The sequence below is a fragment of the Paenibacillus sp. T2-29 genome (assembly GCF_052921365.1).
In genome coordinates, this window is the sequence record NZ_JBREVE010000005.1 from 78,899 (window position 1) to 94,312 (window position 15,414).

The following is a 15,414-nucleotide window of genomic DNA, read 5'->3' on the forward strand; positions in this document are numbered from 1 at the left end:
AGTACAAAATAGATGGAACATATGTAAACGGGCAATGGAAAATTACTACAACGTATTCTGATGTCTATAATTTTGAATATAATTTTAAACAAATGTTTACTGGGAACAACAAACTTGGTTGGGCTGCAGCAAACCTAACAAATTTAATGGAATCATAGGGAACACTAAATGAGTATACGTCTTATGTAACAGTAACTGATACAAAAAAAGCTTGGAAGTGAGGTGTGAATTGCGGATGAAGCGTAGATATATCTTTATTTTGGTCTTGCTCTCTCTACTAGTTATAACTACTACTATAATTTTTTTAGTGAATTTGGGGGATAATACGAAGTATAAATACCCATCAGGCAAAGATACCGTAGAATATTTTGGTGACGGGACTTTTCAAATTTATAGAGGGGGGCCGCACGACCCTTTAATTCTTTATAATCATCTTGCTGATTCACTGGAAAATACTGTTGATAATATTGTGTCATATAAGATAAAAAAAAATATCGTATACGTGGTTGGTGAAAATAGCTTCATTAAATTGGATTCAAGTACCAACACGTACGAGCAAAAGAAACGGATTTCCGACTTTACTTCCAAAGATAGAGAGATATTCAATAAATTGATGGAAAAGTAGTGGATATTATAAGCAAATATGGTAGCAAGGGAGTTCTAGCTTGTTCACAAATCCTATATGCAACAAGAAGAACTTTATCAAAAGTATATACAAGCCAAAATGTTGACTCTTAATATTAGAGATTTGCCTAATATATTTTGTCGACTTCATAATTTTGATCAATTGCGTTTTAAAGATGACACTGAGGTTGGTTTCTGCAATTTCAGTTCTAAACTCTCGTAGAATTTTATTTCAACGGCAGCCTTGGAAGAGGAAATATAATCCTAGACTGCCGTAGCTTTATTAAAATTAACATTCATCGTTAGCTTGCTCAGGAAACGAACTTTAGAGCTGCATCAATATATATTTTTAACTAGCTAGTTTCAGCCCCACAGCAGAGCTAAGGACCAACCCTATACACAAAATGCGCATTAAACCGCGGGGCTCACTATAAAGGATCATGCCGAGGATAGCGCCTCCAGAAGCGCCAATTCCAGTCCATACAGCGTAAGCTGTCCCCATCGGGAGTGTTTGCATTGCCAACGATAAAAATATAAAACTTAGGCCAAAACCAGTAATCAAAAGAGTCAGCGATTTCCAACTGCGGGTTTGATTGAACCTGTTTATAAGCAGAACCCCGATCATTTCAAAAATGCCCGCTAAGATCAAATACACCCAATTCATAGTCCACTCACCTCCTCTTTCTTCTTACTAAGCATTTTTAGTCCAATTACTCCAATAAGTAGCAGCCCGATTAAAGCTACTTTCGAAACACTTATGTCTGCGCCAAACAATAGAATTTCAGCTACTACAGTTCCAGCTGTCCCTAGCCCGACAAATACAGCGTATACAGTTCCAACCGCTAATGAACGAGCCGCCTTGATCATCAAATAAAAGCTGATGTAAATTGCGATTAATGTACCACTCCATTCCCAAAAACTATCCGCATGCTTTAACCCACTGACCCAAGCAACCTCGAATATAGCGGCCACAATGACTGAAAACCACGTTTTGTTCATAACACGCTCCTCCTTAAACTTCTTATTAAAAATTGGGCAAAAAAGAAAAAGATAAAAGCCCGGAAAATAAACCGCACAATGCGGTTATCTCCCAGGCTTTTATCCCTCCGTGTCACAGCCACTTGGCTGTGCGTTTTCTCTTGGACCAGACCAATCTTGCGATTGCGGAACCCTAGAAAACGTTTTTATTCAGTTATTGGCTAAAATCATACTAACACGCGATGTAACATGAGTCAATTTACAACTCCACCACTAACCTGCCAGTTACTTTAACGCCGATGCTTAGTCTACAACTGCATCTTCACTGGATTCGCCTGGTTGGGTGTATTTTCCATTTAACTGAATGCCCGGTCACGGAGTCGTAGCTATACATATATTAAGGTGAAAACAATTAAAGGAGGGCTAAAGCTATGAGTGGATGTGCAGGTGTGTGGACTTCTACAGCGGCAATTTTGGTGCTTTATATCCTTTTGGTTATCATCCTTAAATCGTGTTGGGTTTAATTTTGTGAAGAAAATTGTATAGTGCCCCATCAACAAGTTCAATACCCTTATTTCTTTGGTAATCTGCCCGAAATCAGATTAGATAACAAGCTCTGCCGACCGATTAAGGTTAGTAGAGCTTGTTTTATTTGAGCATTTTCTTGATTAGCTTTAATAACTCAGAAGCGCTATGATCCACTTTCATGCGTCAATGGTATTTTGATCAATGGTGCCTGCTCTAACGGAAAGGTAGTATCCAATGTTAATGAAAACGGGAATAAGAGTGGATATATTCAAAATAAAGGGAAAAATGTTTCTGTGGTGTTATTTAATTACCAGCATGCCCTATCACAGAATGTATTCTTACATATATTAAAATGACGACAGATAAAGGAGGTTAAAAGGCATGGGTGCATATGAAGGTAATGGCGGCGGCGGTGTATGGACTTCTACAGCGGCGATTTTAGTGCTCTTTATTCTCTTAGTTATCATCACTAAATCACTTTGGGTTTAATTTGTGAAAAGAACTGTTGGATAATATCACTTCACTCATGGAATGTAAAAGAAGGTTGATTCCAATAAGCGCATAAGCTATTTGGCAATAGCCACAGCATTCGCTGTTCTTTTGGTGGGTGCTTGCTGAATTTCTGCCATAATAGTTTTGCGCTTATTGGGTTTCGTCGGAAAGGGGAACGTTCTCATTGAAGGGTTTATTAGCCTATACCGAATGCTTTTTTTCAAGATCTTCTATAATTTCTAACGCAACAAAATATCCAAAAAATAATGTTAAAATATCCTCATATCGCTTTCCTGATCCTCTTGCGCTACTTAATATTATGTTTTGACTTTCTTGGATTTCTCTTTTATGAAGTGATAGAGAAACCATAGATGAATCAGGAGCGATCAGATCCACCATTAGAGTTGACAACTTTTTCTGAAACTCTTCAATTGGAAAGTCATTATTTTCTTTTGAGTACAGTTGCATAGGTTCAGGTGTATCTTTAAATGTAATCGGGTATTGAGTATTGAAGACACCTTCATTAGCTATTTTGTCAGCAATTAATTTACCGAAAACGATACCCGCTGCAAATGCTTGCCCAGGGATTCTTCCCATACCTAGATCACCATTAAATTGAGCTTCTCCAGTAGCAAAAACACGATTCAAGTTTATAACTTCAGCAGTAGCATTGATTTCGATTCCTCCTGAAGAATAGTGCATTGTTGGTGTGATTTTGATTTTTTTATTTTTAACCACCTTAGTGCTAAACCCATATTTTTTAAATCTTTCATTCAATATATTTTCATCAGCATGGCTCATATCCAAGTACATATCCTTTTTTTGCTTGATGCAATCTAGTTCAAAATGTAAAATCTCGTCAATCATTTCGTGGTAATCATCTCGAGCAATAGCATCACAAATATACTCATCTTTTAATAGTTGAATTCCTTTCTCATCTACTATTTTCCCTTGACTTAAAGATACAACTCCGCCCAATAAAATTTGTCTTCCATTATATATTGACCAAGGATGAGACATTACAGTAGACATTCCCTTTAATCTTGCACCTATTTTTTTAGCTAGGATAAGCGTTTCTCCAGTCGAACCCGGTGAATTATCATTGTAATTAAATTGTCCCGCATATCCTCCTGTAGCTAATACCAAATAATTAGTATATATCCTGATAAATTGATCTAATTGAATGTCATAAAATAATGCGATAATTCCATCATCAGACTTTTCCAAATCAATCAAAATTTTATTACACAGCGGTTGTTCAATATGTTGTAACAGACAATTAATTAATTTTTTTCCTCCCTGTGATTTAATCAAACATTCAGGCATGATACCAAAGGATGTTTTCTCATAAGAGATTCCTAATTCCTCGAAAAAATTTATAACTATGTTGGAGTTTCTATATAGCGTTTCAATAACCGATCGATCTGCTCCACATTTATTAATCGTAAGATTAATAATATTGTTAATATCATTCTCCGATGGAACACGTGTATTTGCGGCTGCAAGAAAGGAGTTGCTTTGTTTGGGCGCATTCTTTTTTGTTGTAATGGTATACTTGATATTGTTTTTCGATAAATAATAAGCGACAGCAAGCCCCGAGATACCCGTACCGACAATCAAAATTGGAGTGTAGTGTTCTACGGATGTTACATTTCGTTCCATCATTCAATCTCCCTTTTTAAGATGCAGATATGATCTTCGGCTTAATCTCACAGTCCGTTTTCCACTTAGATATTGATATACAGTAGTATATGCAGCCGTGATATCTGACAAATATCGTTACGTTAAATTAATTACAGGCACATTTGCAAAAAGGAGAGGCAAAAAAGAGTTGTTATACCCATTTTTAAGAAAATATTACTGATATTATAATAGGTTTATTACCGATGAAGAATGGAATCTAAGTAATATATTTTTCCTAATTGTACAAATTTATTACTTATTTTGTCAATGTTATCTTAGAAGTAATTAAGTCGACTTTGAAGCAGGAATATTCAAACCATTCAATCTTTGATGGCACTAGCGAATCTTTTTTTGTTAATTAATTATACGGAGGTGTCTTTTTGATAAGAAGATTGGCTTTCTAGGAGTGGAGAGCTTCTAAATTTTCAAAAGGGCATATTATATTACCGGGAAGCCGCTTCGAAATATATTTCAGAACATATCTTAGAACATAAGAATATAGAAGGAACAGCTATCAAAAATAGGGGAGCTGCTTTGTGATTTTATTATTGCTTCTATTTTTAAAATATGAAAGGGAGGGAATATTGTGCCACGAGCTTCGGTCATACTGCCAGTTTACAATAATGCGGCTTTTGTCTTGGAAGCAATACACAGTATTTTAGCTCAAACTTATTCGGATTTTGAATTAATTGTTATTGATGATGGTTCGACAGATGGATCTACCTTTCTTATTTCACAAATATCAGACCCTAGAGTGATAAAAATCTTCCATAATACCAATCGAGGGTTGATCGCTTCTTTAAACGAAGGATTAAAAAGGGCCAATGGTGAATATATCGTTCGTATGGATAGCGATGATATTTCTACGCCAGATCGACTAGCTATTCAAATCGCATTTATGGATCAAAATCCATTGATTGATGTATGCGGTGCTGCTTTTACTTCATCTAGTGGAGGATCAATAAAGGTAAATCCGGCCAGTCATGACGAAATAAAAACATGGTTGCTATTTCACTGTTGTATCTGCCATCCGGCTGTAATAATGCGCAATAGCATGATCCGTCGGCTTGGCATTCAATATGATAGTAATTATCCCCATGCCGAAGACTACGAATTGTGGAACCGACTAGCTTTCCAAGTACAAATGGCGAACCTCCCCATAAACGTATTATATTATCGTCAACATAATGGACAAGTGTCCAATCAGCACAAAGCTATACAAGATGCTACTGCTCGGAGAATTCGTCAAAGACAGTTTAGTAAGTTGGGCTTGGAATTATCAGATGAAGAGAACCAGATTATGCTGGACATTCTTGAGTTTAAAGTTAATCCCTACGATTATGGTAGTTACACCAGAGCATTAGGTTTTGCCAACTGGGTGATAGACCAAAACAGTAAGTATTTAGTTTATAACCAGGAAATGTTAAATATAGCGTTTTCAAGGTGTATATCCCATATTCCTTATTGACAGAGAGATAAGCAAGTGATCCTGTTGGACCGATGATACTCTAGTGGCACAAGCTTGTAATGTTTTTACAAAAAGGTGATTAGGCTCAGCCGGTTTAGCTGGTTGAGCCTTTGTTTTGTTTGTCTGTATGCCCTGTCACAAAACGTATCTATACATATATTAGAAGTACAACAATTAAAGGAGGTTAAAACCATGGGTGCATGTGAAGGTGGCTACGGTGTGTGGACTTCTACAGCGGCAATTTTGGTGCTTTTTATCCTCTTGGTTATAATTACTAAAGCATTTTGGATTTAATTTTGTGAAAAATTATAATGTAACACACTTCACTTTTTTTTAAGATGGTAAAAGTTGAACCCAATGGCGCATAGGTTATTTGGCAGTAACCATAGTATTCTCTTCCTTTTGGTTAACTAAGTTTTTACAGCCTACTTGGGAAACCCTGCCATAATAGGTGGTTGCGCTTATTGGGTTCTACTGTCAGTGATCAGCATAAACCTTACTTACCGAAGTTTTTTTATTTCATTTTATGTTAAAAATGAAATCTCACATTATTCGCATAATATATTGACATATGGTCAATTTTAGAGAAAAATAGATAACAATAATATAAAAATTTTGGAATTTTTATGTGAAGGGTGGATATGACATGAAGCATACACCTACGATTCGGGCGGAATTAGATAGATACCTAAAACAAGAGGGTCTGAACCTAACGCAATTCGGGCATATCGCAGGCATTAATAGGGGGATAGTAAGTGGCATTGTAACAGGAAATAGTTCTATGTCTGTTAACCAAATTGATAGAATCACTGAGGCTATGGGTTTACCAGAAGGCTATTTTTACGACTTATATGTAGAAAACTATATTATCGACATTCCCCCTAATATGAGGCGAATCGAACCATTTTTGTATCGCTGTGCAGAGTTGGACAAGTTGGATGCGATCCGTCGAGTGGTGGGAGCTATCATGGACAATCTACTCTACTCACCCAAGCTATTTGACATTGCAGAAGAATTGTTAGCGCAGGGACGATATGATGCTGCACTATTGCTCTATGAAAGTGTAGCAGAAGTGGAAAAATATCAACATTCTGAACGCTTGGCCATCTGTCAATATCGGATTTTCACGATTCAGATTGATGACGATCAAAGCCGCAATCTTAGGGCAGCCATACTTTTCGAGCCTTATGTCGAGCGCCTAGATGAAATAGAACAACTTGATGCATTGAAGGACTTAGCTAATGTGTACAGGTCTTTGCGTAAATGGGATAAGGTTAAGGAAATGGCGATAAAAATGAGAGCTAAAGCGGAAATCCAATACACTTTGAAACATCAACAGAAGAAACTAAAGGATGACGAGTCTAAAAATAGTTTAAGTCGCCCCATGTTTGTATATATTACCTATGCTGACCTGTTGTGTGCAAGTGTCTGTGATGCCCAAGGCGATTATCAACAAGCTCTACAATATACATATGCCTATGCAGACTTGGAGTGGGTTAGAGAGACTGATGATGATACCCTATATTGGGTAGAAATGTATCAAGACTGGGCACGATGCAATATTTACGTTAATAAACTCCTATCTGGAGATACAAGTGTGCTTGCAGATTATGTTGAATACATAGCTGAAACAGCACATACTGTGGAGGATGAAAAACTCTCAAAGTTGTTGAACGTTATGATAGCGGCTAACCGATATAATTTGAATGTAGATGATGTACTATCACGATTTAAGATAGACATTGATGCCTTTACCCAACTTCCGCTATCTACTGATATGTACACCCAACAAGTGGTACCTGACTATATTGCATGGTTTTGTTACGAAGTGGCCTACTATTATTTAAACAGGGGGAAGTACAATGATGGTTTTAAACAATTATTATGTGCTATGGTAAAAGCACATATACTAAACAATGAAACATACTTTATAAACTGTACGGGTCTCTTTGCACATTTCCAAGCATACGCGTCTCCAGAGGCCAGAGAAGAGTATTTTAAACTATCAGAAAAGGTGTGGTTAGACAATGTTGAAAAAAATGACACTGTTAATCGTTGCAAGTAGCTTTTTGTTTTTTCCCGTCCTGACGCAACATATTCAGATCCTTGTACAGGTTGGAGGTTCTTAAATGCAAAGGCTCTACTAACCTTATGGTTGGTAGAGCTTTTTAGTTAAAGGAATTGTTACACATGCCCCGAATGAGTCACTGAGTGTTCAGTTTTAAAGCATACATATAAATATTTTGATGGCACAAAGTTATGACAAATTATATCTTCCCATGAAATGAGGTTTTTTAATGATTTTTGATCTAAGAGGGTCTGAATCTATGACACCGCAGGTGGGCATCTTTTATTCAATGGTGGAGGGTAATTACAACCGATTAAAATCCATCGTTCAAGATATGAAGCAAAGCGAGTTAGATTATAAAGGGCCAGATCATAAGTATAACAGCACTTCCCAGTTGATTAGGCATTTGTCATATGTAGACTTGAAATGGGTTTACAGAATTAAAGGAGAAGATATTCCTGAATATCTTGAGTAAACTATGGTCCTATGGTTGATAAACATAATAATATTACGCAAAGTAGGGATATTCACTTAAGGATCTCTTAGCGGATTATAACTTTGTGATTAATTTATTGGAATCTGGCACATATCTGATCATAGCCGGTATCACCAAGCAAATATAAATCAACTTCGGAAATGGTATAGCCAACAACAATAATTTCTCTATTGAGAGTAACTCCAATCGTTGATTAACGGTCTCTATTTGTTTCGTAAGCAGCCGGAGAGTTTTTTTATCTACAACAATTTTTTCCTTACTTCGACACACTTAGAATAGTAGATTTATTATGTAATCATACCAATATTCTGAGAGGGGATACTCAATGAAGAAGTTCAAACCGATGTTTCTAGTCATGATTGCTGCTTTTTTAATGTTTGCTACAAGCGTTTCAGCTTCCAGCTACGTAACCACAACTAAGTGGAAAAACGAAACCTACGCCCAAAGTGACATTATTCATACAAATGGTGGAAAAGTTAGATTACGTGGTGGTTATACTGGTCCAGGTAAAGCTACAATAATGTTTATGTACTCTGTTGACGGCACATCTAGGTATGGCCCAATAGGTACATATAGTTTTGATACTTTTATGAGTGGGAGATCATTTACTGATTATGTCGACGTACCTAGTGGGGGGTATTTCTACGTAGTTATTACTGGTGATGAAACTGCAGAAGCATACGGGAGAATAGACGACAAAAAATAAATTACTATAGAGGAATATAATATTTTGTATGAAATGACAAGAGTGACACAAGGCATATCGCAATTACAGTGAGCTTGAGTCGTGACCCAAAGGATCGTGTTACGTCGCCTGGAGTGTAAATAGATACTATATGGAACTCTGAGCCTCAGATTAAATCTGAGGCTTATTTTTTATGTACTAAAAAAGATAACTCTTGTAAGGAAGAAGGTCAGGAAACTTTTTTTTCTTTTTTGATTGCGTTAGAAAGGAAATGAATACTTGGTGTATGACAATGGCTAAAAAACTAGCTAGCAGTAGGACCAAAGATCGAAGCAGATCGAAAGACAAAAGGTTATTTGTTCTATTGATGGTTGGCGCTTCACTTATTGCCGTCTTATTCCTTCTTCAATCAGTTCTTATGAAAGGAATCCCTTCTGTTCCAGCAAATCCTCTGTGGCCTTCCATAGTTTTTGCTGCATCTTGGGATCTTCTCCGGGTGAGACCGGTTCAATAGATTTCCCGGTTCCGACGTTAAAGTATCCACCCGTTTTTTTATGATATTCCGGCTCTACAATCAATCGGGTGATGATATCTGCTCCTCTTCGCGGATCTCCAAGACGAAGGAACTTCAACAATCGTTCTAATAGAGGGGCAAACCAAAGTTCTCGTCCCAATCCGGTAACATTGAATCCTGGATTTAGTGCATTTACACTGATTCCCGTATCCGACCATCGTCTTGCCAGTTCAGCAGTGAACATAATATTCAATAATTTGGTTTTTCCATAAATGGGCGATGAGCCACGAGCGGTAAAGGCAGTTGTATCCGTTAAATCTTCGGGGAGCTTCAAAACTCCATGACGGCGTGAAGCTTCGGAGGCAACATTGACAACTCTAGCCTTGTCTACGTTCTGCAGACACGGTTTTAGTGTATGTGTTAACAGCCATGGCGATAAATAATTTATGGCAATCATTTCAGGAAACCCCTCGGAAGTGATACGTTGCTCAAAAGCATGGATACCCGCATTATTTAACAGCACATCAATTTTAGGGTATGCGGCGGCTATTTCACACCCGATCCGTTTAACATCCTTTAGTACTGATAAATTTCCATAAAAAAAGTCAACCTTCGCTGATGGGCTAAACACCTCAATCTGTTTTCTTGTAGCTTCAGCACGTTCCTTACTCCTGGCAGTCAAAACAAGGTCAAAACAGCCGCGTCTTCCCAATTCAATTGCGACTAGCTGTCCAAGACCACTGGTGGCACCTGTTATGACAATAGTAGCATTTTTAGGCATCGTCATTTCTCCTTCATGTGTTACAATTTTATTGGAGTTCCAATCCGGCGATTTAACGCCTTTGATTGACATATGTCCACTATAATAATTTAGTTGATATATGTCAATCAAATTCGATTTATTATGGGTTTTTGATCGAGAGAAAGGTGATTGAGGATGAAATATAATGAAGTCAAAAATAGACCAAGGGAAAAATTGGAGATTGAGTTGGGCGAGCAGCTTAACGCACTTATCAGTGCTTCACACGCCTTGAATGTCAGAGCTGCTGCGAAATTTGACTCCTCCTTACAACCTGCGGCCTTCCACATTGTTCGTTGGCTGTATTCTTATGGACCAACTAATGCCGCCACTTTAGCAGAATCAACTGCGATGGATCGAAGTTCAGTAAGTCGTCTTCTCAAACAGCTCCAGTCTTTGGGGTATTTGAACAGAGAGGCCTCCCAAAGTGATGGACGGGGAATTGTATTATCTCTTACCGAGCATGGACAACAACAATTAATTGATGCGCTAAAGGAAAAGGAGTCCGTTTTTTATGAACGAATTTTGGACTGGAAAGATACAGAGCTTCATGATTTCATCCAAATGCTTAGGCAATTTAATGGACTCAATTGACACGGAACGCAACCTTAAGAAGTGTCCCGAATGTAAATACTTGCAAACAATATCGTCACTTTCCAAAGAATGTATTGAGCTAATGGAGAACGTTAGCTCAATATGACTGTAAAAATGTATGTAGCAAAAAAAAGCCAAATATATTGTCTGTTTCATTAAACTGTTTTACCAGTTAACTTAATGGTATTGCACAGAACCAATTTAAGATACGAGCCAGTGGGACGCTTATTTTAATTTCAGATAACAAGAAGAAAATGTTATCATGAGCGGCTTGGACAGTCTGCGGAAGAGAGTTGGGAAGATTACAACGAAGCCAATTAAGATTATCGGCTCTTATTCTTTTGTAAGCAGTATGAATATAGAGTAGAAGTGGACAATGGAATCTACCCGAATGTGTATTTTTTATGTCAGACAAAGCTCCCCTTACTTTGACAATCAATAAGCCGTATGTTTATGGATGAAGATAAATAGGAAGGAAAGGATGAAAATAATGAGTATGAAATTAGGAAGGAAAACTACTTTCTCCACAATTGCTCTCTTATTTTCAGTTTTGTCCCCGCTATCAGCTTCGGCAGATGTAGCAAGTGTTACCCATGACACCTATACAAACTCTTTTAATCAAGAATTAGTTTCATCTCAATTAGTAATTTTTAAAGATGACACAGCATATACAGATGTATCTATTGTCGGGAAAAGAGTGAAATTTTCGATTAGTGGTTTAGAAAATCCATTTAACGCTAATTATTATAATCGATTAGTCTGGACTAGTACTGATGAAGAACCAAATATAAAAAATATACTGACAGTAAAAGTTGCGCCAAAAACAGGGTCGCTTTACAGTTCCAGCAACTATGAAAACCTTTCACTGATAAAACAAAAAATCAACTCTGACTCACCAGTATATGGATGGATTCAATTAGAATCCAAAGAGTGGGCTAAAGCAGGATCAGCTATAATCAAATATTAGAAAATTCCTAATGTGTAGTGTAAGTGAATATTCTAAATAAGCGAAATCCCCACCCGACCAGCTAAGGTAGTGGGGATTTTTCAAAAAAAAGACTCCATCAAATATTGACAGAGTCTTTTAGAGAAATTGTAATTGTTGAAAGTGATTTTCTTAAGAAGGGAAAAGTGTTTCGGAATCTGGGGAACCGCCATCACCAAGCCAACGGTTAGGGCCTGCAAATGAAAAAGTTTTCCCGTTTCCAGTAATTTTTATATTAGCGATTTTCCAACCTGGTTTATGTCCAGATCCATCAGTCCTGATCGTAATTTTTCTGATGTCACCAAGGTTGCTGGTGCTAATTCTTGTTGTATCCGAATCTCCTTGTTCAAAACTTCCATTGAGTGTAGCGGTAGCATAATCTCCATTTGAACCATACAAAGTAATAGAGATATTAGAATCAGTTCCAGCATCTTTAAGTTTGGCTGTATTTACAGTAACAACATATTCAACATTAGCAAAAGGTGTAACTGACTCTATACTTCTATTAGAGTCTTGTAATGAGCTATAAGTGTCAGTTGTGACCTGATCTGCAAAAGAAGGTGATGCGAAAGCTGCAGATGAGATAAGAAGTGCTGATGCTAGCAAAGATACTTTGTTCATTAATATGTTCCACCTTTCTAGTATTTGTATTTAATGTTATACATGTGTAATGGGTTTGTACATAGTTCATTGGTTGTGAAGAATATTGCTTTACTTGTCTTTGTTTGTTGGATTTTATCTGTATATGTCAGATATTCTTATTTTTAATTAATTTCAGAATGATATGTTCATAAAAAGTTCACTTACATGAAAATTTTGTTGCAGCTAAAATAATCACATCAAAAATGAAAGGTTGAATTTAATGCCAACAACTAAAAAGGAAAGCTTTTACTTTGGGGTTATTATGTGTTTTGGAATGGTCATTATTATGACCTTCTATAATCTTTTGATTAACGGATTGATTGGAAAAATTAGCTTGATTACCATTGCTGTTGAATTTCTAATTGGATTTATTATAGCGCTCGTATTAGATCTATATATCGTGGGTCCTATAGCCAAAAAAGTTGCTTTGAGTCTACCTTTTGATAAATCCAAAAAAATATTTTTAGTTATCACGATTTCAACATGTATGGTGTTCGGAATGGCCTGTTCTATGTCTTTCTACGGTTTATTAACTTCAATTCTTAGCCATGCTATTAGCGATCATTCATTATTTGAAGCATATTTAGAAATTTTTATAAAGAACTTTGTTGTGGCCTATCCATTACAATTATTGGTTATAGGTCCAGCTGTTCGAGCCTTGTTTATAAAATTTATAAAGAAATGCGGGCAAGCAGGACCAAAGCTGATACAAGTTTGAGGAAGCTATAACTGGCGGGATTGGTAGTTTGGTGATCATTTAACACAAAAAAAGCAGGAAGAATTCTTCCTGCTTTTTGCTTGAAAATAATTATTAACGTCTGCGTTGTCCATCATTCACGCTAAACAGATTGACAGCCAGTGCGTTACCTCTTGCACGCGCAGTGGCTCTTTGGTTGGAACGGATGTTTAATCTTCTTCTTCTCAATTCACGGTTGCTGTGTCTTCTGCTCATAATATCACCTCCCTTCAAAGAAATGAAGGTACGGTTAAATCTTAATGATGTTTATGCTTACGCTTGGAAATTTTGATATTTAATGCGTTAGTTGCGAGTGCATTTCCGCTTCCTGTTTTAGCAGCTGCGGCTTGAAAGACTTTAACGACCAGATATCTGTTTTTCCCGATGCGATGCTTATACGTTTTAACTCTATTTCTGATCATCTGCATAACTCCTTTACTTTAGGTCTGCTATATACATATGTCAATTGTGCTAGTAATGTATCAGCATAAATCTACTAAAGACAAAAAGAAGCTAGTACCTATGTTCCTAAATGTTTTTTAAAAAAACTCATGCTAGCCTGCGTTCGCCTTCCCAACTTTACGTTATAGGGGAAGGCTACAGTAGGTTCACATGAGTCAAATTTCCATTTGTTTAGCTAATAAAAGTAAACAGTTCAAGATCAGAGGGGACTATTTCGGATAATGGGGGGGATATAATAGTAGAGACAATATAGGTTTCTGAAAAGGAAAGAATAGTTGTGAGACACACATAGTAAACATAATAACAATATAAAACCGGCTCGCCTAGGCGGCCGGTTTTATATTCGTGGTAGTATAGCGGGGAAGAAAGCACGATAAATCAGTGGAAGTCCCGGAAGAGTCCAACAACCTTGCCCAATATGCTGACGTGTGTCAGGCGAAGCGGTTCAAAGGCTGGATTTTCAGGTTGAAGCCGGATATGATCTTTTTCTTTGTAAAAGGTTTTAACTGTAGCCTCGTCTTCATCTGTCATAGCTACTACAATGTCTCCGTTATCAGCGGTCTGCTGCTGACGTACGATTACATAGTCTCCGTTAGCAATACCAGCTTCAATCATGCTTTCGCCTACAACAGATAACATGAATATTTTATCCTCACCAACAAAGTGTTGGGGAAGAGGAAAGTAATCTTCAATATTTTCTGTCGCCGTAATAGGAAGACCAGCGGTTACTTTGCCGACGACGGGAACACGACTAATGGAGTAATTAATCAAGTTGCTGTTATCCGATTCGTCTTGACCAAGTAATTCAATAGCCCGTGGTTTCGTAGGATCGCGGCGAATGAGTCCTTTTTTCTCCAAACGATCCAAATGACCGTGAACCGTAGAACTGGAGGCCAATCCGACTGCCTCGCCTATTTCGCGCACAGAAGGGGGGTATCCCTTTAGACGCACTTCATTGCGGATAAATTCAAGAATGGCCTGCTGGCGGCTCGAAATCTTAGACATACCGTATCAACCCCATTTAGTAACGTTTGGGAAAATTATAGCATAGAACCTCCGTTCGTACAAACATAAGTTCTAAATAATCCCTAAAAATATTTACGAACTTTTGTTCTGTTTTCTATTGAACAAAACAAATGTTCGTGTTATATTGTGAAAAAAACATAAGAACAAATGTTTGGAGGACGCGGCCAATTATGAAATATAGCACTTATCAAAGTATTTTCCCGATGAACTTAGAGAATTTACAGGAGACCCGAAAAGAGAGTAAGGTGCGTTTGTTACAGGTTATTACCAATACTCTTTTACTCAAGCTTCTTATTCTAGTAATTATCGTTTGGGTTGCAGGGGCAGGTGTACTTACGGTTTTCGCAGCACCTTCAGTTTCTAATAAAGAGGTGATTAAGCTGACCGTACAACCTGGAGATACGTTATGGAAGATTGCTGTGAATCATAAACCGGAACGAATGGATACACGGGTATATATTGAAGGAATTATGCGTATTAACGCTTTGGAGGATCGGGGAGTGCAGGCAGGTCAGGTGCTTAAGCTTCCACACTTCTGATCTATAAGACTATAGAGCTTGTCAAGGAGCGCATTGCGGGAGCCTTGACAAGCTCTTTTCTACATGTCAAAGTGTATTATATCTTTGCTTTTATG

19 protein-coding genes and 1 riboswitch are annotated in these 15,414 nt (G+C 37.3%); of the genes, 11 read left to right on the forward strand and 8 right to left on the reverse strand.

The window, feature by feature from the left end:
• Positions 1 to 973 precede the first annotated feature (973 nt).
• On the reverse strand, positions 974 to 1,288 hold the full coding sequence (locus ACU1JV_RS15645; RefSeq protein ID WP_040103566.1) for a DMT family transporter: 315 nt from the start codon (positions 1,286 to 1,288) through the stop codon (positions 974 to 976).
• Complete coding sequence (locus ACU1JV_RS15650) at positions 1,285 to 1,623, reverse strand: DMT family transporter (RefSeq protein ID WP_040103567.1); 339 nt, start codon at positions 1,621 to 1,623, stop codon at positions 1,285 to 1,287. Before ACU1JV_RS15650 ends, ACU1JV_RS15645 begins: the two co-directional genes overlap by 4 nt.
• Before the next feature lie 86 nt (positions 1,624 to 1,709).
• Positions 1,710 to 1,810: riboswitch (guanidine-I (ykkC/yxkD leader) on the reverse strand.
• 223 nt (positions 1,811 to 2,033) lie between these two features.
• Between ACU1JV_RS15650 and ACU1JV_RS15655 the strand changes: the two genes are divergently transcribed.
• Positions 2,034 to 2,126 carry a YjcZ family sporulation protein gene (locus tag ACU1JV_RS15655; protein ID WP_225683653.1) on the forward strand — a complete coding sequence of 31 codons (93 nt, stop codon included), beginning with the start codon at positions 2,034 to 2,036 and terminating at the stop codon, positions 2,124 to 2,126.
• A 385-nt stretch (positions 2,127 to 2,511) separates the two neighbouring features.
• A complete protein-coding gene (locus ACU1JV_RS15660) occupies positions 2,512 to 2,619 on the forward strand; it encodes a hypothetical protein (protein WP_016821960.1) in 108 nt (35 codons plus the stop codon).
• Between the two features lie 204 nt (positions 2,620 to 2,823).
• Here the strand turns inward: ACU1JV_RS15660 and ACU1JV_RS15665 are convergent, their stop codons facing one another.
• Positions 2,824 to 4,284 carry an FAD-binding protein gene (locus ACU1JV_RS15665; RefSeq protein WP_253806494.1) on the reverse strand — a complete coding sequence of 487 codons (1,461 nt, stop codon included), beginning with the start codon at positions 4,282 to 4,284 and terminating at the stop codon, positions 2,824 to 2,826.
• 607 nt (positions 4,285 to 4,891) lie between these two features.
• Between ACU1JV_RS15665 and ACU1JV_RS15670 the strand changes: the two genes are divergently transcribed.
• The 5 genes from ACU1JV_RS15670 to ACU1JV_RS15690 all read left to right on the forward strand — a co-directional run bounded on the left by ACU1JV_RS15670 (position 4,892) and on the right by ACU1JV_RS15690 (position 9,043).
• Positions 4,892 to 5,773: a glycosyltransferase family 2 protein gene (locus ACU1JV_RS15670; RefSeq protein ID WP_413986244.1), complete on the forward strand. Its 882-nt coding sequence runs from the start codon at positions 4,892 to 4,894 to the stop codon at positions 5,771 to 5,773.
• A gap of 192 nt (positions 5,774 to 5,965) precedes the next feature.
• A complete protein-coding gene (locus ACU1JV_RS15675) occupies positions 5,966 to 6,067 on the forward strand; it encodes a sporulation protein YjcZ (protein WP_080683377.1) in 102 nt (33 codons plus the stop codon).
• A 352-nt stretch (positions 6,068 to 6,419) separates the two neighbouring features.
• Complete coding sequence (locus ACU1JV_RS15680; RefSeq protein ID WP_413986243.1) at positions 6,420 to 7,838, forward strand: transcriptional regulator; 1,419 nt, start codon at positions 6,420 to 6,422, stop codon at positions 7,836 to 7,838.
• Between the two features lie 262 nt (positions 7,839 to 8,100).
• Entirely contained in the window at positions 8,101 to 8,316 is a 216-nt protein-coding gene (locus tag ACU1JV_RS15685; RefSeq protein ID WP_225683649.1) for a hypothetical protein, read from the forward strand.
• A 346-nt stretch (positions 8,317 to 8,662) separates the two neighbouring features.
• Positions 8,663 to 9,043 carry a hypothetical protein gene (locus tag ACU1JV_RS15690; RefSeq protein ID WP_264215618.1) on the forward strand — a complete coding sequence of 127 codons (381 nt, stop codon included), beginning with the start codon at positions 8,663 to 8,665 and terminating at the stop codon, positions 9,041 to 9,043.
• Positions 9,044 to 9,438: 395 nt separating this feature from the next.
• Here ACU1JV_RS15690 and ACU1JV_RS15695 read toward each other — a convergent pair whose 3' ends face one another.
• Complete coding sequence (locus ACU1JV_RS15695; protein WP_413986242.1) at positions 9,439 to 10,317, reverse strand: SDR family NAD(P)-dependent oxidoreductase; 879 nt, start codon at positions 10,315 to 10,317, stop codon at positions 9,439 to 9,441.
• 156 nt (positions 10,318 to 10,473) lie between these two features.
• On the opposite strand from ACU1JV_RS15695, the gene ACU1JV_RS15700 reads away from it, so the two are divergent.
• Both ACU1JV_RS15700 and ACU1JV_RS15705 read left to right on the forward strand, forming a co-directional pair.
• Positions 10,474 to 10,929 (forward strand): MarR family winged helix-turn-helix transcriptional regulator, encoded by a 456-nt coding sequence (locus ACU1JV_RS15700; RefSeq protein ID WP_413986241.1) that lies wholly within the window; start codon positions 10,474 to 10,476, stop codon positions 10,927 to 10,929.
• Positions 10,930 to 11,419: 490 nt separating this feature from the next.
• Positions 11,420 to 11,896 carry a hypothetical protein gene (locus tag ACU1JV_RS15705; protein ID WP_337683535.1) on the forward strand — a complete coding sequence of 159 codons (477 nt, stop codon included), beginning with the start codon at positions 11,420 to 11,422 and terminating at the stop codon, positions 11,894 to 11,896.
• Between the two features lie 150 nt (positions 11,897 to 12,046).
• On the opposite strand, the gene ACU1JV_RS15710 is transcribed toward ACU1JV_RS15705, so the two are convergent.
• Positions 12,047 to 12,535, reverse strand: a complete 489-nt coding sequence (locus ACU1JV_RS15710) for a PLAT/LH2 domain-containing protein (RefSeq protein WP_413986240.1) — start codon at positions 12,533 to 12,535, stop codon at positions 12,047 to 12,049.
• A 241-nt stretch (positions 12,536 to 12,776) separates the two neighbouring features.
• On the opposite strand from ACU1JV_RS15710, the gene ACU1JV_RS15715 reads away from it, so the two are divergent.
• Positions 12,777 to 13,274, forward strand: coding sequence for a DUF2798 domain-containing protein (locus ACU1JV_RS15715; RefSeq protein WP_413986239.1), 498 nt, complete (start codon positions 12,777 to 12,779; stop codon positions 13,272 to 13,274).
• A 93-nt stretch (positions 13,275 to 13,367) separates the two neighbouring features.
• Here the strand turns inward: ACU1JV_RS15715 and ACU1JV_RS15720 are convergent, their stop codons facing one another.
• The 3 genes from ACU1JV_RS15720 to lexA form a co-directional block, all read right to left on the reverse strand.
• Positions 13,368 to 13,508: a hypothetical protein gene (locus ACU1JV_RS15720; protein WP_013371496.1), complete on the reverse strand. Its 141-nt coding sequence runs from the start codon at positions 13,506 to 13,508 to the stop codon at positions 13,368 to 13,370.
• A gap of 41 nt (positions 13,509 to 13,549) precedes the next feature.
• Positions 13,550 to 13,714, reverse strand: a complete 165-nt coding sequence (locus ACU1JV_RS15725) for a hypothetical protein (protein ID WP_016821950.1) — start codon at positions 13,712 to 13,714, stop codon at positions 13,550 to 13,552.
• A gap of 418 nt (positions 13,715 to 14,132) precedes the next feature.
• Positions 14,133 to 14,759, reverse strand: coding sequence for a transcriptional repressor LexA (gene lexA / locus ACU1JV_RS15730; RefSeq protein WP_013310545.1), 627 nt, complete (start codon positions 14,757 to 14,759; stop codon positions 14,133 to 14,135).
• Positions 14,760 to 14,950: 191 nt separating this feature from the next.
• Between lexA and ACU1JV_RS15735 the strand changes: the two genes are divergently transcribed.
• Positions 14,951 to 15,319 carry a LysM peptidoglycan-binding domain-containing protein gene (locus tag ACU1JV_RS15735; RefSeq protein ID WP_264215612.1) on the forward strand — a complete coding sequence of 123 codons (369 nt, stop codon included), beginning with the start codon at positions 14,951 to 14,953 and terminating at the stop codon, positions 15,317 to 15,319.
• Positions 15,320 to 15,414 lie beyond the last annotated feature (95 nt).

Bases quoted from the DNA above. Each gene is read 5' to 3' on its own strand.
- ACU1JV_RS15645 (WP_040103566.1), bottom strand. From the start codon at position 1,288: ATGAATTGGGTGTATTTGATCTTAGCGGGCATTTTTGAAATGATCGGG.
- ACU1JV_RS15650 (WP_040103567.1), bottom strand. From the start codon at position 1,623: ATGAACAAAACGTGGTTTTCAGTCATTGTGGCCGCTATATTCGAGGTT.
- ACU1JV_RS15655 (WP_225683653.1), top strand. From the start codon at position 2,034: ATGAGTGGATGTGCAGGTGTGTGGACTTCTACAGCGGCAATTTTGGTG.
- ACU1JV_RS15660 (WP_016821960.1), top strand. From the start codon at position 2,512: ATGGGTGCATATGAAGGTAATGGCGGCGGCGGTGTATGGACTTCTACA.
- ACU1JV_RS15665 (WP_253806494.1), bottom strand. From the start codon at position 4,284: ATGGAACGAAATGTAACATCCGTAGAACACTACACTCCAATTTTGATT.
- ACU1JV_RS15675 (WP_080683377.1), top strand. From the start codon at position 5,966: ATGGGTGCATGTGAAGGTGGCTACGGTGTGTGGACTTCTACAGCGGCA.
- ACU1JV_RS15680 (WP_413986243.1), top strand. From the start codon at position 6,420: ATGAAGCATACACCTACGATTCGGGCGGAATTAGATAGATACCTAAAA.
- ACU1JV_RS15685 (WP_225683649.1), top strand. From the start codon at position 8,101: ATGACACCGCAGGTGGGCATCTTTTATTCAATGGTGGAGGGTAATTAC.
- ACU1JV_RS15690 (WP_264215618.1), top strand. From the start codon at position 8,663: ATGAAGAAGTTCAAACCGATGTTTCTAGTCATGATTGCTGCTTTTTTA.
- ACU1JV_RS15695 (WP_413986242.1), bottom strand. From the start codon at position 10,317: ATGCCTAAAAATGCTACTATTGTCATAACAGGTGCCACCAGTGGTCTT.
- ACU1JV_RS15700 (WP_413986241.1), top strand. From the start codon at position 10,474: ATGAAATATAATGAAGTCAAAAATAGACCAAGGGAAAAATTGGAGATT.
- ACU1JV_RS15705 (WP_337683535.1), top strand. From the start codon at position 11,420: ATGAGTATGAAATTAGGAAGGAAAACTACTTTCTCCACAATTGCTCTC.
- ACU1JV_RS15710 (WP_413986240.1), bottom strand. From the start codon at position 12,535: ATGAACAAAGTATCTTTGCTAGCATCAGCACTTCTTATCTCATCTGCA.
- ACU1JV_RS15715 (WP_413986239.1), top strand. From the start codon at position 12,777: ATGCCAACAACTAAAAAGGAAAGCTTTTACTTTGGGGTTATTATGTGT.
- ACU1JV_RS15720 (WP_013371496.1), bottom strand. From the start codon at position 13,508: ATGAGCAGAAGACACAGCAACCGTGAATTGAGAAGAAGAAGATTAAAC.
- ACU1JV_RS15725 (WP_016821950.1), bottom strand. From the start codon at position 13,714: ATGATCAGAAATAGAGTTAAAACGTATAAGCATCGCATCGGGAAAAAC.
- lexA (WP_013310545.1), bottom strand. From the start codon at position 14,759: ATGTCTAAGATTTCGAGCCGCCAGCAGGCCATTCTTGAATTTATCCGC.
- ACU1JV_RS15735 (WP_264215612.1), top strand. From the start codon at position 14,951: ATGAAATATAGCACTTATCAAAGTATTTTCCCGATGAACTTAGAGAAT.